At 53.1% G+C, this 16,776-nt stretch carries 14 protein-coding genes and 2 pseudogenes; 2 read left to right on the top strand and 14 right to left on the bottom strand.

The annotated features are described in order from the left end of the window. Positions 1–32 precede the first annotated feature (32 nt). Positions 33–635 (bottom strand): annotated as a pseudogene (locus HMPREF1051_RS08615) (transposase); the annotation flags it as partial. A 43-nt stretch (positions 636–678) separates the two neighbouring features. On the opposite strand from HMPREF1051_RS08615, the gene HMPREF1051_RS08610 reads away from it, so the two are divergent. Continuing rightward, positions 679–1,530 (top strand): alpha/beta fold hydrolase, encoded by an 852-nt coding sequence (locus HMPREF1051_RS08610; RefSeq protein WP_003767211.1) that lies wholly within the window; start codon positions 679–681, stop codon positions 1,528–1,530. A 100-nt stretch (positions 1,531–1,630) separates the two neighbouring features. Here the strand turns inward: HMPREF1051_RS08610 and HMPREF1051_RS13525 are convergent. From HMPREF1051_RS13525 to tkt, 13 genes and pseudogenes are all read right to left on the bottom strand, one after another. Continuing rightward, positions 1,631–1,774, bottom strand: a pseudogene (locus tag HMPREF1051_RS13525) (transposase); the annotation flags it as partial. After that, positions 1,774–3,027, bottom strand: a complete 1,254-nt coding sequence (locus HMPREF1051_RS08605) for an ABC transporter permease (protein ID WP_003767193.1) — start codon at positions 3,025–3,027, stop codon at positions 1,774–1,776. The gene HMPREF1051_RS08605 and the pseudogene HMPREF1051_RS13525, both read right to left, overlap by 1 nt. Next, a complete protein-coding gene (locus tag HMPREF1051_RS08600; protein WP_003767201.1) occupies positions 3,024–3,938 on the bottom strand; it encodes an ABC transporter ATP-binding protein in 915 nt (304 codons plus the stop codon). The genes HMPREF1051_RS08605 and HMPREF1051_RS08600 overlap by 4 nt, the downstream gene beginning before the upstream one ends. A 108-nt stretch (positions 3,939–4,046) precedes the next feature. Continuing rightward, positions 4,047–5,039: a BtrH N-terminal domain-containing protein gene (locus tag HMPREF1051_RS08595; RefSeq protein ID WP_036492621.1), complete on the bottom strand. Its 993-nt coding sequence runs from the start codon at positions 5,037–5,039 to the stop codon at positions 4,047–4,049. Between the two features lie 127 nt (positions 5,040–5,166). Next, entirely contained in the window at positions 5,167–5,565 is a 399-nt protein-coding gene (locus tag HMPREF1051_RS08590) for a hypothetical protein (protein WP_003767209.1), read from the bottom strand. 27 nt (positions 5,566–5,592) lie between these two features. Further along, complete coding sequence (locus tag HMPREF1051_RS08585; protein ID WP_003767224.1) at positions 5,593–6,750, bottom strand: beta-ketoacyl-ACP synthase III; 1,158 nt, start codon at positions 6,748–6,750, stop codon at positions 5,593–5,595. A gap of 85 nt (positions 6,751–6,835) precedes the next feature. Next, complete coding sequence (locus HMPREF1051_RS08580; RefSeq protein WP_036492623.1) at positions 6,836–7,081, bottom strand: GNAT family N-acetyltransferase; 246 nt, start codon at positions 7,079–7,081, stop codon at positions 6,836–6,838. Between the two features lie 115 nt (positions 7,082–7,196). Further along, entirely contained in the window at positions 7,197–7,616 is a 420-nt protein-coding gene (locus HMPREF1051_RS08575) for a nuclear transport factor 2 family protein (protein ID WP_003767217.1), read from the bottom strand. A 37-nt stretch (positions 7,617–7,653) separates the two neighbouring features. After that, a complete protein-coding gene (locus tag HMPREF1051_RS08570; RefSeq protein ID WP_003767187.1) occupies positions 7,654–8,562 on the bottom strand; it encodes a flavodoxin family protein in 909 nt (302 codons plus the stop codon). A 319-nt stretch (positions 8,563–8,881) separates the two neighbouring features. Continuing rightward, positions 8,882–9,472, bottom strand: coding sequence for a LolA family protein (locus HMPREF1051_RS08565; RefSeq protein WP_003767219.1), 591 nt, complete (start codon positions 9,470–9,472; stop codon positions 8,882–8,884). A 66-nt stretch (positions 9,473–9,538) separates the two neighbouring features. Further along, positions 9,539–9,976 (bottom strand): acyl-CoA thioesterase, encoded by a 438-nt coding sequence (locus HMPREF1051_RS08560; RefSeq protein WP_003767199.1) that lies wholly within the window; start codon positions 9,974–9,976, stop codon positions 9,539–9,541. A gap of 388 nt (positions 9,977–10,364) precedes the next feature. Next, complete coding sequence (locus HMPREF1051_RS08555) at positions 10,365–12,377, bottom strand: LTA synthase family protein (RefSeq protein ID WP_003767184.1); 2,013 nt, start codon at positions 12,375–12,377, stop codon at positions 10,365–10,367. 432 nt (positions 12,378–12,809) lie between these two features. Continuing rightward, positions 12,810–14,789: a transketolase gene (gene tkt / locus HMPREF1051_RS08550; protein WP_003767189.1), complete on the bottom strand. Its 1,980-nt coding sequence runs from the start codon at positions 14,787–14,789 to the stop codon at positions 12,810–12,812. Positions 14,790–15,305: 516 nt separating this feature from the next. Here tkt and ccoG point away from each other — a divergent pair. After that, a partial coding sequence (gene ccoG / locus HMPREF1051_RS08545; RefSeq protein ID WP_003767214.1) for a cytochrome c oxidase accessory protein CcoG occupies positions 15,306–16,776 on the top strand: 1,471 nt, incomplete at its 3' end.

Here is a 16,776-nt window from a genome sequence, read left to right as displayed (position 1 = left end):
CTCTTTGTCAACTGTAGTGGGTTGATGAAAAGTTATAATCTGGAGAGGACTAAATCAGTCCTCTCCTTTTTGATGTTCAAAGCGATGAGGATTCTAGTTTTAAAATTGTCAAAGTTCCGAAAGCCGAAAGCGTTTCGCTTGATGACTTTGATGAGGTTGTTAGTAGCTTCTAGTTTTGCGTTTGAGTAGGGCAGTTCCAGTGTGTTCAGGATCTTATCCTTGTTTTTCAAGAAGGTCTTAAAAACAGTTTGAAAAATAGGATTTACATAAGAAATGGTATCTTCAATGAGTCCAAAGAAATGCTCAGTTTTTTTCTCTTGAAAATGAAAAAGCAGGAGTTGGTAGAGTTTATAGTGTTCTCGGAGTTCTTGAGAGCAAGAGAGAAGTTTTTCTAGAATCTCTCCGCTGGTCAAGTGCATGCGAAAAGTTGGACGATAAAAACGTTTATGGCTGAGTTTACGGCTATCCTGTTGAATGAGTTTCCAGTAGCGTTTGAGTGCCCTATATTTGTGCGATTTTTTATCCAACTGATTCATGATTTGGATGCGAAGACGGTTCATAGCCCGGCCGAGATGTTGTACAATGTGAAAGTGGTCGAGGAAAATTTTCGCAGAAGGAAATAGTTTTCTGGCAATATCGTAATCAGTGGTGGACGCTCTATTGAAAGAAAGGAAAACGATGACTCATTCTCAAAAAATCGAAACGATGATCCGAAATGGCTCCGACCAGCTCTACACCATCTGCTACCCCAATCCCGACAAGGAAACGATTATCTTGCTACACGGTGGACCGGGAGCACCTGACGACTTTCTTTGGTTTGCGCCAGAGTTTGAAGAAAACTTCCAAATCATCACCTTTCACCAGCGGGGAACCAGAAAATCTCCCTGCCTGAGCGGTGATTATAGCATAGAAGCCTACATAGCAGACATTAACACAATCGCCAACCAATTCGGACTAGAAAAATTTCACCTTTTTGGACATTCCTGGGGCGGTCTGTACGCGCAAATCTACGCCAATAAAAATCCCGACCGCCTCCTTAGTCTCTTGCTTTCCTCGTCAGGAACAGGGACAGGCTCCCAGTGGCAAGAAATGGAAAAGGAGATGATGCGCTACAATCGAAAACACTGCACTTTTCTTGAGTGGACGAAAATGGGGCTCAACACTCTGCTTGGCGGTCTCGGTAGTTCCAAGGCTTCGCAGGCTCTCTTTCGCCAAGTTGTCCGTAATTACAATGCCGACTATCCAGCCTTTCATGATGTGAAACTAGACATGAGCAATGTTTCAGTCCAGGCAAGCAATCAAACGAGAAAGGAAATCACTGCCTACCCTCTCTTGCCCCGCCTAGAACATCCTCCTTTTCCTATCACCGTGACCTTTGGTGACAATGATATTTTTGGTGCCAGTGGACATTTTGTCATCAGCCGCTACCCTAGCGCCCAAGTCTTTACGATTAAAAACAGCGGCCACTTCCCATTTCTTCATAATCCGCAGGATTACTTTGCTATCTTGCACCAGCATTTTCAACCTTAGCATGAACCTCTAAAGTTTTCCAACTTTAGAGGTTTTCACTTATCTGCAACTTATCCCTCTTTTTCGGGCTCTTTGTCAACTGTAGTGGGTTGATGAAAAGTTATAATCTGGAGAGGACTAAATCAGTCCTCTCCTTTTTGATGTTCAAAGCGATGAGGATTCTAGTTTTAAAATTGTCAAAGTTCCGAAAGCCGAAAGCGTTTCGCTTGATGACTTTGATGAGGTTGTTAGTAGCTTCTAGTTTTAAAACCGTACCTGCGTCTGCAACTGCCTGCGGTAAACCAGCACGGCGGCGGTCAGGGTGGCGGCGGCGAAGGCGGACAGCAGGATGAGGTAGCGGCCGATTCCGTCCAGTCCGCTGCGGTTGAGCAGCAGTTCTTGAAAAGCCTTTAAGCCCCATGCCATCGGGGAAATCCAAGTGAGTTGCTGCATGGTTTCGGGCATGACGTGGGCGGGTACCATAATGCCGCCGATTGCTGCCATCAGGATGATGCCGCCGCCGCCGAGGACGACGGCGTGTTCGGTGGATTTGGCGCAGACGCTGACCAAAAGCGCGTAGCCGAGTGCGGCGGCGCTGACGGCGGCGGACAGCAGCGCGTAGGGAACAAGGCTGCCGTTGAGTATGAGGGCGGGCACGCCGATTTCGGGCAGCAGGTAGCGGCCGAGCAGCAGCATTCCGACAAATTGGAGCTGGTTAATCAGGAAATAGGGGATGAGTTTGGCGGCAATCAGGCCGAACGCGGAGGCGCGGGCGAGACGCAGGCGGGTGATGGTGTTGGTCTGGCGTTCCAGCGCCATGACGTTCGACAGCGGTATCATGATGAAAAACATACCGAAAATCAGCCATGCGGGAACGCTGTGCTGTACAGCGTTGGGTTTTTCCACTGTGCCGCTGCCTGCGCTCAGATAGTGTTCTTCCAGCATTTTTTTATCTAAAAAGCTGCGTACGGCGGCGAATTGTTCGTCGTTTTTTTCATCGACTTTTTTCTGGATGTCTTTGCGGATGGAACGGGGCAGTTTTTTATTGTCGATTTTGATGCCGTCGTTGTTGTCGAAATAAGCGTCCAGCCGCGTTTGGGTGTAGTGCTGCTGCAAAACGCCTTTAACCGCCGCCAGCCATGAAGGCTCAGTATCTGGCGGTACATAGATTTGCAAGGCTTTGTTGTCGGCGATTTTGCCGGAAGCGGGGTTCGGGTTGTGCAGCACCAGTTGGAAACGCTTGTCGTGCAGGCCGTTTTGTGCGTCGGTCAGTTTTTCAGACGACATCCGCGTAACATGAATCTGCTCTTTTTCCAGCGCGGCGGCCAGCGTGGTATTGACGCTGTCGTTTGCCGCGCCGACCAGTGCGATGCGGCTGTCGGTGTGCGGGTCTTGGTCGCGGCTCAGCGCCAACGACATAATCAGCATGAAAGCGATGGGCATCACAAACAACACGGCCAAACCGTGCAGGTCGCGGCAGAGCAGTTTGAGTTCTTTGAGGAGGGAAGAGGTTGTCATTGTGGATTTTGCTTATCTGTTGCCGGTTCGTCTTTGCGCAGGAAATCAAGGTAAAACGTTTCCAGCGAACCGTGTCCCTGCTGGAAGTAGCGGATTTGTGCGCCGCTTTGTTGCAGGGCGGTGTAAACGGCGGCGGCATCGTGCGCCGTTTCCATCATGCCGCGGCTGTCCACTTGCTTTGCACCCAAAGCGGCCAGCGTTTGAGGCGGCAGCGGCGGTTCGACAGTAAAGCGCACGACGCCTGTTTGCGTGCTTAAAAGCTCGTCCAAACCGCCGTGGTACACCAGCTTGCCGTGTTGCAGCAGCGCAATTTTGCCGCAAAGCTGCTCGATTTCTGACAGATAGTGCGAGGTGTAAACCACCGTTACCCCCTGCCGTGTCAAATCCGCTACGCTGTCGAGGATAAAGCGGCGCGACTGCGGGTCGATGCCGACTGTGATTTCGTCGAGGAACACCAGTTGCGGCGTGTTAATCAGACCGATGGCAAAATTCAGACGACGTTTAAGCCCGCCCGAAAGATGCTTTGCCGCTTTGTTTTTGTGTGCGGTCAGGTCGGTCTGTTCCAACAGCGCGTTCAGACGGCCTTTGTCGCGCACTTTGTAAAGCGAGGCGAAAAACAGCAGGTTGTCCCACACCGAAAGCTGCGGATAAAACGCGAAATCTTGCGGCACCAAACCGATTTTCTGCCGTTCGCTGCGGCTTAACAGGCGCAACGGCTTGCCGTCAAACAAAATTTCGCCCTGCCGTACTTCCTGCAAGCCGGCCAAAAGCGACATCAGCGTCGTTTTCCCCGCACCGTTGTGGCCGAGCAGCCCCAAACATTCGCCGTCGGCAATGTCGAACGACACATTGTCCAGCGCGGCAGTTTCGGCTTTGGGATAACGGTGGGAGAGGGATTGGATTTGAATCATGGTTTCAGACGGCCTTAGTATGGGTGGAGCATAGTGAAATCGCTAAGGCATCGGTTTACCTGCGCGCAAACGTTTACAGAAAATTTATCGATACCGCATGATTCCCCATTATTTCAACAATCCCCGCCACAAGGCTTCTTCATCATCCGCAATCTTGCGCAAAAATGCGGCGATTTCGTGGCAGCCGTTTTCAGACGGCTTTTTGCACTGCTTCACGCACATCGCTGCAAACTGCCGCCATTGGTCGCCGATGGCGGTCATTTGTTCCGAGGCCGTCTGAAACGCGGGGTTGTCGCAGATACGGGCGGCCTGTTCGAGGAAATAGGCGTAGATATAGCGGAAACCCGCGCCGCCGGTGCCGATTTCTTCCTGCATCCGCACGAGATGGCCGAGGAACAGCTTTTGGTATTTTTCATTTCGTTTGGCAGGCAGGGCTTCGATGTTTTTTGCCAACGTGCGGATGCCTTTTACGCCGACGAAAAAAACGGGCGGGAGCATTTGTTTGGCGTTTTTGCGTATGGCTTTGCGGATGATGGCGGGTAAGTCGGCCTTAACTTTTTCAGACGGCCTGTCGTTTTCCAGCGTGTACATCATGCCTTTGGCGGCCAATACGCCTTTGGCGAAACGCGCCCGCTGCAAATCTTCGGTGGCGCAGCGCTGCACCGTTTCAAACACGGGGTCGCTGATCAGGTAGTCGTCGCCGTCTTTGCCGTACACCAAGAGATTGTGTGCGTTGAAATGGAAACGCATTTGCGGCGGGAAATACGGCAGCCAGAATACGGAGGTCTGCAACCCCGCCAGTTTGCCCGATGAAAGCGCGGCATCCAGCGCGTCCTGTCCCTTTTGGGCATTGGAAAATTTGCGGGCGGACAATTTCAGCCCCAATGCCTTGCAGGTGTTTTTGATGATGCCGCGCGGTGCGATGCGGTAGGAAACCAGCGGCATGCCGCCCAGCTTGACGACGGGCAGCCAGACAAAGGTTAGCGCGTGGGCGATGCCGAAGATCATGGCTTCGTCTAAGTCGTGGCCGTGGTATTTGAGCAGTGTGGACATTACGCCGCTTTCGCAGTGGGCGGTATGCTGGTGTGGGAATTCGGTCATGGGGGTATCAATCAGATATCTGTTTAGAAGTATTTTTATAATTAGGCGACTGTGTTTCAAACACAGATGAGGTCGTCTGAAAAACAAATCAGGGCAGGTTGCCGCCGTCAGTAAGGGCTGGTTCGCCTTAATCCGCGTCCGTCCGCTTTAATTCGTCTATGTTGATTTGCAGCGCGTCGGCGTATTTTTGCAGGGTTTTGTCGGGTAGTTTGGCGAAGATTTCGGGACGCAGGTGGCGGCGGAGCTGCCATTTCCATACGCCCGCGGCCATTGCCAAACCGGCTTCGTCGTGGCGGAAGCGGAACATATGGTAATACAGCGGCGAATATTCGCCCCGTGCCACTGCTTCGCGGGCGGCGCGGGTTTGTTCGTCGAGTTCGGCGACCGCCATTTCGGTGGCGTAGGCTTCGTCCTGCCAGCCGCTGCTGGTACCGGCTTCGTAACGCCCGTCGCGTGTGCCGTAAATGACTTTCAGATGTCCGTGGTAGCTTTCGCTGTCATCTTGCGGGATGTCTTTGATTTCCATAGTTTCAGACGACCTTTTTTCAGTTTGCTATACCGCTTCCAAAAGCATAAAGCAAGTTGAGAAACGCCCGCTTTCGGGAACGTAGCACAAAACTTTTTGACCGCGCTCCAATGGGAAAGTGCGCATAAATTCTTCAAGGATAATGTAAATCGATGCCGAGCCGGTGTTGCCTTTGGTGTAGAGGTTGGTAAACCATTTTTCCTGCGGAATTTCAAAGCCGATGTTTTTCAGGCCGTCTGAAAGGCGGTCGCGGAAAAAGCCGGAAGAGTAGTGGGGCAGGAACCAGTCGATTTCGTCGGCGCGGATGCCGTGTTTGGCGGCGATTTGCGCGAGCGGTTTTTCCACTGTGTAGCGGACGATGTTTTCGTTCAATAGTTTTACGTCCTGCTTGACCGCCATCAGGCTGTGGCGGCGGCTGTATTCGGGGTCGGCGTGTTTCCAGCCTTCGAACACGCCGTCGCGGAATTCTGCGCCGGCATACATGCAGGGCGGCATTTCGTTGGCGTAAGAGAGCAGCTCTATCCAGCGGATTTTCAGGCTGAGGCCGTCTGAATTGGGGCGGTCGGACAAGTATGCCGCGCCTGCGCCGTCCGACAACATCCAGCGCAAAAAGTCTTTTTCAAAACCGATTTCGGGGGAGGCGTTTTCCAGCTTTTTATGGTCGGTTTCGTGTTGGAACACTTCGCCGCGCATCACCGCCGAAGCGTTTTCCGACGCAGCGGCGACGGCGTGGGCGTGTTCGCCGGTGCGTACGGCGTTGTAGGCGTGTTTCATCGCCGCCATGCCTGCCGCACACACGCCCGCCATGCTCAATACTTCGCAGGAGGGCATCTCCAAAAGGCCGTGTACCATCACGCCGTGTCCGGGCATGGTTTGGTCGGGATAGGACGTCGCGCAGGACAGGCTGGTGATGTCTTCGGGCTTGATGCCTTGTGCGAACAGCCGGCGGACTGCTTCGGCGGCAAGTTCGGCATTAGTATGCGTGGCGTGGCGGCTGTCGGGGTCTATGGCGTAGTGCCGCGTTTGGATGCCGTTGGAACGCAAAATCATGCGCCGCACGCGCGAGGGCAGCTCGCCCGCCATGCCGAGTACGGCTTCTATCGCATCATTGCCGATGGGTGCGTTGGGCAGGAAGGCGGCGGTACGGTTGAGGTAAACGTTTTTGAGTGTGTTATTTGGAATCATGGTTCTTTGTTATATGGCGAAACAAAATATGGATACTATGGCGTTGCCTTGCTTTTTCCTTATTTTGTCTCACTATGATAAGTGGTCAGCCGATAAACTGCGCCGCGTAATCGCAGCTTGCGGTGAGCGGGATGCCGTGTGCTTCGGCATATGCCGTTAACGTATCCACCAGCATTCGGGCAATGCCCTGATTGCGGAAATTGGGCGAAACTTCGGTATGGTCTACGTCCCAGCTTCCGTTGTGCTCGGTATAACTGATATAGCCTGCTTCCAAACCGTTGATGTCGATTTGGAAGCGGCGGCGTTCGGGGTAATGGATTACTTCGGGCATGGAGTGCTTTCTGTATTTGAGGCCGTCTGAAAAGCAAGACTGTCGTCGGCCGTTGCTGCAAAACATTTTGGTCGTTTTCAGACGGCCTCTGCCAACGTCGGTGCGGCTTCCGGCGTCAAGCCTTAACCGCTTTGGCGAGTGCCGAAGCTGTCAGCATTTGCGTGCCGAACCAGCCCCAATAAATGCGGTGGTGCTTGATTTTGCCGCCTTCCAGCCGCATCACTTCCAAAATATCCACTTGATCGCCGTCGGGCGTTTGGCGCGGGTATTCCCACACCAGCGTATCGCCCGTAACGAAATAGCGGCCGTCCCGATACCAGCGCACCAAATCGTTGGGACGGCGGCGCGTGCCTTCCTGTAAGAAACGCAGGATTTCGGCCTTGCCGCACAGGATGCCGCTGTCGGTATTCATAATCGCGGGCACCAGCGGGCTTTCAAATACGGCGTCGTCGGCATACAGCGCAATCAGCGCGTCGGTGTCGCGGTTTTTGGCATATTCGTGCCAGTCGCGGTAAATGCGTTCAAAATCGTCCATATACAGTCTCCTTACAGGTTGCCGCCCGCAATCCGGTTCATCCGCCGGAAGGTTGGCCGTAATAATCCGCCAGTTTTTTCAGACGGCCTTTGAGCAGCGGATGCAGCAGTTTTTTCACCAATACGCTCACCGGTACCAACACCAGAATCATCGCCAGCAGAAACAGGATATAAAAACACAGCAGGGCGCGGCGCAGCAGGGGGGACACACGTCCGGCGGCCATCAGCAGCCTGCCCCACAGGAAAAAGCTGCGTCCGGCGGCTTTTTCGCTGAAAATCAGTTTTTCGTTCACCTTGACCGCGCCCATATTTTGAAACAAGGTTTCGTCCAAGGTTTTGTTTTGCAACAGGGTATCCCGCATTTTTGCACCGAAGCGCGCCGCGTCGGCCAGCTCTCCGTCTGCGATGCCGGCGGAGGGCAGGGCGCGGAAGTATTGTTTGTCTCCCGACAGCAGCCATGCAGGGGTGGTGATGAAACTGGCGGCGCTGTTGCATGCGTCGATTTTGACGATGTTGCCGATGAGTTTCGCACCGTTTTGTGCCAAAAGCGACTTCATTTTTTCCTGTGCGCCCAACCACATATTGCGGCAGCCGATAAGCGTTACCACGGGTTTGCCGTTGAGCAGGCGGCGGGTTTCTTCCCGTTGCAGGAAGGCGGTAATCGGCTGCGCGGGCGAGAGGAACCAGACGGTATAAGCGATAACCACAGCGTCGTAATCATCGTCGGGGATGGCGGGCGGCAGAATCGGCGCGGGTTTCAGGTGGACGGTTTCGGGAAAGGTGTTGAAAAACCGCCAAAACGACCACGGAAACGGATACGGCTCTTGCGGCTCAAGGTTTACGCAATCCACATGGACGCCGCCCTGCCGCAAAGGTTCGGCGAAATTCCGCACCAGTTCCGCCAGCTGTCCGGTTTGCGAGTAATACACCAGCAGCACTTTTTTCACGTCGCTTCCCTTTATGTATTAACAAAAATTATTTGATGATTGGTTATTATAGCTTTTTTGTAAAATTATTTAAAGAACAATAGGGTGGGATAAATGGAGGTCGTCTGAAAAGGGCGGTAGGCGTGAAAGTGGAGGCAAATGGCATATCCTGAAATCACTGGGCTTAGGGCAAAAATATCTGCCTGATAAAATGCAAACCTGCGGCTTGCCGCCCTCGCTCAACCTCTCATGCGGAGAGAAAAAACGCGGGCGGCAAGCCGACAGGTAAGTTCTTCAAAAGTGGACAGAATGACTTTGCAGGTCTGTCGGATGATGCCGCTTACAGGGCTTTTTTGGCAAAGTCGTCCAGCGGTTTGCCGGTTTGCACTTCTCTGAACTGCATCACGGTTTTGTCGCCTTGTTTTTCGTCCAACTCGATTTTGCGCACCACGCTGTCGCCGCTGATAACGATGTGATTGAAAATTTGGCGGGTAACGGCAGTTTTCGGCGTCAAATTCAGCGTCCATTGCTTTTCAGTGCCAGAGAGGGCGAGGTCGAATTGTTTTTCCAAACCTTGCGTGTTGCCGCCGAGCAGGTCGAGGAAGAGCTTGATTTGCTGACTTTGTCCAACCTTGCCTTGGTTGGGGTTGGTCCATGCGCTGCCGTTCCACTGCATGATGCCGTCCGAGCGCACGCGCAGGGTGGTTTCAAACGGTTTCTGCATTTGCCACAACAGGCCTTTTTTCGGAATCAGGACAAATTTTCCGCCCGTAACCATCGGTTTGCTCAGGGATTTCAACTGCCGCTGCTGGGTAAACGCGCCCTGTACGTTGGACGGTTTTTGCAGGGTTTGGGCGAGTTCGGCGGTGGAAAACGCCCACAAGGCGGGGCTGGCGAGGGTCAGGAAGAGGGCGGTAAGTGTTTTTTTCATGTTGTTCCTTTTCAGGTTTGTTTTCAGACGACCTTTAAGGGTTGGGGTCGTCTGAAAACGGGAAGGTCAGGTGGGAGTAAAGGTCGGATGGGTTTGCACGGCATCCAGCCAGCTTTGCGGGGTCTGAAACTGCATCAGGCCGTCTGCCAGCGAAACGGCGGCTTGGGTGGTCGAAGCGCGGTTGAGCTTTTCGTTGGTTTGCGCATCATAAATCGTATAGTCGATGCGCAGGCAGCTTTCGATTTCGACGATGTCCATATCGACGCGGATTTTTTGACCGAAGCGGGCGGGGCGGATGTATTTGAGGTTCATCTGCACGATCGGCCAACTGTATCCCTGCCGAGCCATTTCATTGTAGTCGTAGCCGATGGCGGACAAAAAGGCGCAGCGGGCGGTTTCGAGGTATTTCACATAGTTGCCGTGCCAAACGATGTGCATGGCGTCCACATCGAAAAACTGGACTTCGATTTCAAAGCTGTGGCGGCAGTAGATGTGTTTTTTCATGAGGTTCCTTGTGTGGGGCGCAAGCGGCATAGATTATATAGCGGATTTGCCGCCAAACGGTAAGGCGTTGTTTGCGCGGATGCAATGTGGTGCGATGTTTGAGGTGTGTTTTATAGTGGATTAACTTTAAACCAGTACGGCGTTGCCTCGCCTTAGCTCAAAGAGAACGATTCTCTAAGGTGCTGAAGCACCAAGTGAATCGGTTCCGTACTATCTGTACTGTCTGCGGCTTCGTCGCCTTGTCCTGATTTAAAGTTAATCCACTATATTTTACTACACTATGACGGTATGGTTCGGCATCTGCTTTAAGCCGGGAGTGCCTGGGGTATGGTTGGTTTGCAAAAAGGTCGTCTGAAACTTTTCAGACGACCTTTGGCTATAAACGGATTTATTGGGTACTGATAATCCGGTTGATCTGCCATTCAAGAAACGGCGTATATGCCGAGGCGCGGCGGATGATGGCTTGGTCTTCGTTATCCGGTGTGCTTGGGCGGCTTTCGGCGGTTTGGATATTTTTGTTGTCCCATTTGTGGAATGCTTTGCTGTGTTGATGATAGAAACCGCGTTCGGTGATGATGACTTCGGGGTTGTAGCCGTAGCCGCACCATGCGGAATCGGGTTGTGGGGCGGTGAGGTTGCAGCCGGTTTGGTAGTAGCGCGATTTGGACAAGCTTAAGTTGTAGAGGGTCGGCAGGATGTCTTTGTGCGAACCTGCGCGTTCGGGATGGTATTCGGCGCTACCGCGGTAGGCTTGCGGGACGTAAAGGTAGAAGGGGACGCTGTGGCCGAGTGCGGCATCGGCGGATTCGGGATAGCCGATGGCGCGCATATTGTGGTCGCCGGTGGCGGCGATAATGGTGTCGGGCGCGATGGTTTTCACTTTGCCGATAAAGCGGCCGAGTTGGTCGTTGCTGTATCGGAAGGTGTTGAAAATTTCATTCAACTCTTTGCCTGAGGCGAGGTTGGCAAGGCGTTTTTGCTCTTGTTCGTCCAAACGGAAGTTTTTCGCCTGATGCGGCGCGGGCAGGCGGTAGGGCGGGTGGTTGGTCACGGACATCATCATGATGAATACGGGCGTGCCGCTTTTTTCGGCGCGCGCGAGTTCTTCTTCGGCATAACGGAACATGAATTCGTCGGGGACGCCCCATGTGTCGGATTTTGCTTCGGGATAGTGGGTTTTGAGGGTGTTTTCATCGATGATTTCGTTGACGCCCAAGTGCCGCAGGAAGGTGTCGAAATCGCGCCAGCCGCCGTTGCCCGCCGTAATATAGACGACGCGGTAGCCGGCATCGAGATAGGGTTTGAACATATTGCCGGGGAAGGTTTTGTTTTTGGCGAGGGATTGGCTGAGGTTGAGGCGCGGGCTGCGGACGAAGAAGCGGTGCAGGGTGTCGCTGGTGCCGTCTCCTTCGGAAACGAATTTGCGGTATACCCAGTCTTGCTGCCAGTGTTTGCCCAGTTCGCCCAAGAGGTCCCGTTCGGGATTGTCCATGTTCAAGAGATGCGCGCTCATGCTTTCCATGACGGTGAGAACGACGTTGGGACGGTGTTTTTCGACGGCGGCGTTTGCGGCGGTTTGGGCAAAGAGCTGCGTCAAGTCGGCGTCGGTTTTTTTATCGAGCAGGGTACTGATGAGCCGGCTGCCGTCTTCATCGGAGACGGGATGGAAGTCGTTGCTGTTGCGGTATTCGTTGACTGCCCAGCTTAGGGAGGTCAGGGCGTTGGGAACGAGTTTGTTGATTTGCGGTGCGGCAGAAATCTGCATGGCGGTCTGACGCAGGGGGAATTTGCCGAACGAGCCGCGTATGCCTGCGGCAAGCGCGAGGACGGGTAAGAGGACGGCGGCAATCCAAGCGGTTTTCCCCCATGAGGTCGTCTGAAAGCGGGTGCGGCGGCGGATGAGACTAAAGATTTTGCCGAAAACGAAAGCTGCGGTAATTAAGGCGATAAGACAGGGGATGACGGGATAGTCAGACCAGACGGTTTTCAGGACAGCGCGGGTGTCTTCGTCCGCCAGCCCGAAGACGAAGACGTCAAATTGACGGTCGTAAACGCTGTAATAGAACCAGTTGCCCAGTGCGGCGGCGAATGCGGTCAGGGAAAGGACGGTTGCGACGGTAGGCAGGAGGCGTAGGGTAAAGGCGGTGGTTTTCTGTGTAGCCAGTCCGAACAGCCCGATCAGGAAGGGGAAGGCGGCGGCAATGGAGGCGATTTTGATGTCGAACAACAGCCCTTTGACAAACAAAGCCGCCAAATTGCCCGCATAACGGCTGCGGATGTCGTCTGAAACGAAATGGTGCAGCATGAAGAAACGTTCGGCGGAGAAAACGGCGACGATGGATGCCCATAAAATCAGGCAGATGAGGAGAGTTTTCCGATAGGCGGCAAGGCGGGTCATCATAATTGGCGGGTAAGATGGGTTGGATGTAAATTTATATCAAATTGGGTAAGGTGTGATTTTACGGTTTAGCGGTATGGCTTTCAAGATATGGCAAAGGATTATTGGGAATAGGAGGGGCAGACGACGCTTTATCCGGCTTCATTTATGTAGGAAGGGGTGCGCCGCCGTATGGGTATAGTGGATTAACTTTAAACCAGGACGGCGTTACCTCGTCTTAGCTCAAAGAGAACGATTCTCTAAGGTGCTGAAGCACCAAGTGAATCGGTTCCGTACTATCTGTACTGTCTGCGGCTTCGTCGCCTTGTCCTGATTTAAATTTAATCCACTATATTTGGATTTTCGTTAAACCGGTTTGGGTGGCTTTAAAGGAAAAAGGTCGTCTGAAAACCTTATCTTCCGTTTTCAGACGACCTTTGATGCGATGGCTGCCGCTTACAGCACTGATTTCACAGTATCCACCACATTTTCCACGGTAAAGCCGAATTCTTTGAACAGCAGTTCGGCAGGGGCGGATTCGCCGAAGCGGTTGATGCCGACGACTGCGCCGTTCAATCCGACGTATTTGTACCAGCCGTCGGCGTGTCCGGCTTCTACGGCGATGCGCGGCAGGCCTTCGGGCAGGACGGCGGCTTGATAGGCGGCGTCTTGGCGGTCGAAGACGTTGGTGGACGGCATGGAAACGACGCGCACGGCGATGTTTTGCGCGGCGAGGGCTTTTTGCGCTTCCAAAGCCAGCTCGACTTCGGAACCGGTGGCAATGATGACGGCTTGGGCGTTGTCTTGGGATTCGCTGATGACGTAGCCGCCGCGTTTGATGTCGTTCAGTTGTTGCTCGTTGCGCGCTTGGAATTTCAGGTTTTGACGGCTGAAAATCAGGCAGGACGGATGGTCTTCGGCTTTTACCGCTTCCGCCCAGGCCACCAAGGATTCGGCGGTATCGCACGGACGCCATACATCCATGTTCGGAATCAGGCGCAGGGTGGCGGTTTGCTCGACGGGTTGGTGGGTCGGGCCGTCTTCGCCGAGGCCGATGGAATCGTGGGTGAAGACGAAGACGGGGTTGATTTTCATCAGCGCTGCCATGCGCAGAGCGTTGCGTTCGTATTCGCTGAACATCAGGAAAGTTGCGCCGAAGGGTTTCACGCCGCCGTGCAGGGCAAGGCCGTTCATGATGGCACCCATGCCGAACTCGCGCACGCCGTAGTGGATGTAGTTGCCGCCTTTGTCGCGGGTAACGGAGACGCTGCCCGACCAGTCGGTGAGATTGGACGGGGTCAGGTCGGCCGAACCGCCCACCAGTTCGGGCAACTCTTTAGCGAGGATTTCGATGCTGTTTTGGCTGGCTTTGCGGGTGGCGATGGTTTCGGCTTTGGCACATACTTCTTTCAATGCTGCTTGAACGTATGCATCGAAATTGTCCGGCAGTTTTTTATCCATGCGGCGCACGAATTCTGCGGCCTCGGCGGGATATTTGGCTTGGTATTGCGCAAACAGCTCGTTCCATTCCGCTTCCAGTTTCGCGCCTTGTTCTTTCGCGCTCCATGCGTTGTAGATTTCTTGCGGAATTTCAAAGGCGGGGTAAGTCCAGCCCAGATGTTTACGCGTGGCTTCGATTTCGTCCGCGCCCAAAGGTGCGCCGTGGGTTTTATGGCTGCCTTCTTTGTTGGCACTGCCTTTCCCGATTAAGGTTTTGCAGCAGATGATGGACGGTTTGCCGGTTTCGGCACGGGCGGCTTCGATGGCGACTTGAATGGCGGCGGTGTCGTGGCCGTTTACGTTGGGAACGACGTGCCAGCCGTAGCTTTCAAAGCGTTGCGGGATGTTTTCGGTAAACCAGCCGTCCACTTTGCCGTCGATGGAAATATTGTTGTCATCATATAAAACAATCAGTTTGCCCAAGCCCAAAGTGCCGGCGAGCGAACAGGCTTCGTGCGATACGCCTTCCATCAGGCAGCCGTCGCCCATGAAGACGTAAGTGTAGTGATCGACGATGTTCAAACCGTCTTTATTAAATTCGGCGGCAAGGATTTTTTCCGCCAATGCCATACCCACCGCGTTGGCAATGCCTTGTCCCAACGGGCCGGTCGTGGTTTCCACGCCATCGGTGTAGCCGTATTCGGGGTGGCCGGGGGTTTTGCTGTGCAGTTGGCGGAAGTTTTTCAAGTCTTCAATGCTCAGGTTGTAGCCGGTCAGGTGCAGCAGGCTGTACAACAGCATGGACGCGTGGCCGTTGGAGAGGATGAAGCGGTCGCGGTTGTAGAATTTGGGGTTGGCAGGGTTGTGACGCAGGAATTTCGTCCACAATACTTCCGCCATTTCCGCCATACCCATGGGCGCGCCGGGGTGGCCGGAATTTGCTTTTTGAACGGCATCGGCCGAGAGGAAACGGATTGCGTTTGCCAGTTGAGACATTTTGTACCTTCCTTGTTGTATTGGTTTGAAACGGTAACGGTAAAGAAAATTCCGTTGATTATCGCCCGATTCGGTCAGGCTTTCAAGGATATGGGCGGCTTTCAGACGACCTTTCCGTCTATCAGAAGGACAACTTCAAACCGGTACGGCATCGGTTTCGCATTGTCCTGTTTTAAAAATTGTCCGCATAAGGGGTCGTCTGAAACAGGCAAAGCAGATGAGATTAACTGTTATTCCGTTTTGAAACAGTAGTTTATAAATTTTTATCAGAGATATAGCGATTCGCTATAAACATAGCGTCATCGGTTATATGCAACTGCTTGAATATCGCCGATTTCAGACTCGGGCAACAGAAAAATCAAAACGGGTGGCATATAAAAGCCAAGTAGGGCTTTTTGCTTTGGTCAAGTTCAAATGATATGATTCCGACGCATATAAAAGGTCGTCTGAAAAACCAATCAAACCAGTAATCAGAATAAAAGACCTGCGCGCAAACACACGAAGGAACACTGAAAAATGTCAACAGAAAACCAAGCCGAAAACGCTGTGTCAGAAGAAAAAAACGCTGCCCCGAAAGAGCAGTCCGAGAAACCGGCAAAAACCGCTCCGCCCAAACCCTCAAAACCCAAATCCAGCGTCATCCAAATCCATCCCGAAGGCGAACGCATCCATCCGAAAAAAGCGGAAGGGCGGTTCGCCAAATTGCGTATAGCCGCCGTATTGGCGACGCAGTTTGTGTTTTATGTGATTCCGTGGTTCAACTGGAGCGACCGTCAGGCGGTACTCTTCAATATTCCGGACCGGCATTTCTTCATTTTCGGGCTGTCGTTGGGTATGGGCGACTTGATTTACCTTGCCCTGCTGCTGATGATTTGCGCCTTCGGGCTGTTTTGGTGGACGACGATTGCCGGACGCTTGTGGTGCGGCTATTCCTGCCCGCAGACGGTTTATACCGAAATCATGCTGTGGATCGACAACTTGGTCGAAGGCGACCGCAACAAACGCCTGAAGCTGGAAAAATCGCCGTGGAATTTCACTAAAATCCGTATTAAAGCAACTAAAGCTCTGCTGATTTTTCTTGTCTGCGCGTGGACAGGCATTACCTTTGCGGGCTGGTTTGTCCCGATCCGCCAGTTCGTTCCCGACTTGTTTGCCGGAGCAGCAGGCGGCGGCGCGATGTTTGCCGCAGCGTTTTACGGCTTCATGACCTTCTTCTTTGCCCACGTTATGCGTGAGAAAGTGTGCCTGCATATGTGTCCGTATGCACGCTTCCAAAGCGCGATGTTCGACAAAGACACGCTGATTATTTCTTACGATACCGAACGCGGCGAACCGCGCGGCGCGCGCAAGAAAACCGCCAACAAAGAAGACAGCGGATTGGGCGACTGCATCAACTGCACCATGTGCGTACAGGTCTGTCCCGTCGGTATCGATATCCGCGACGGTTTGCAGTATCAATGTATCGGCTGTGCGGCGTGTATTGATGCCTGCGACGAAATCATGGATAAAATGGGTTATCCGCGCGGACTGATACGCTATACGACCGAAGGCGCGTTGGAACACGAATATCCTGAAAGCGACATCAAAAAACGCTTGAAACGTCCGCGTGTGGCGGGATACGGCGCTGTTTTGCTGGTGGTTATTATTGCTTTCTTGGTCGGACTTTCCACACGCAAAATGGTCGAAGTCGATATTTTGAAAGACCGCGGCGTGATGGTGCGCGAAAACAGCAAAGGTTGGCTGGAAAACGCATATAACCTGCGCATTATCAACAATAGTGAAAACGAACAAGTGATGACTGCGGCAGTCAAAGGCTTTGAAGAAATTGCCCTAACCGGATTGCCGGAAGGCGGCGTGAAAATCGCACCGCGCCAAACGTTGACCATTCCGGTCCAAGTTTCCACCATTCCCGAATACGCCGACAAGGGCAGCCATCCGATTGAGTTTACCTTCACTTATCGCGAAACCGGCAAAGCAGATGGCAAAC

It is taken from the genome of Neisseria sicca VK64 (genome assembly GCF_000260655.1).
GTDB lineage: Bacteria > Pseudomonadota > Gammaproteobacteria > Burkholderiales > Neisseriaceae > Neisseria > Neisseria sicca_B.
Note: the sequence above shows the minus strand (reverse complement) of the source record. Positions and strands in the feature narration are given on the sequence as shown.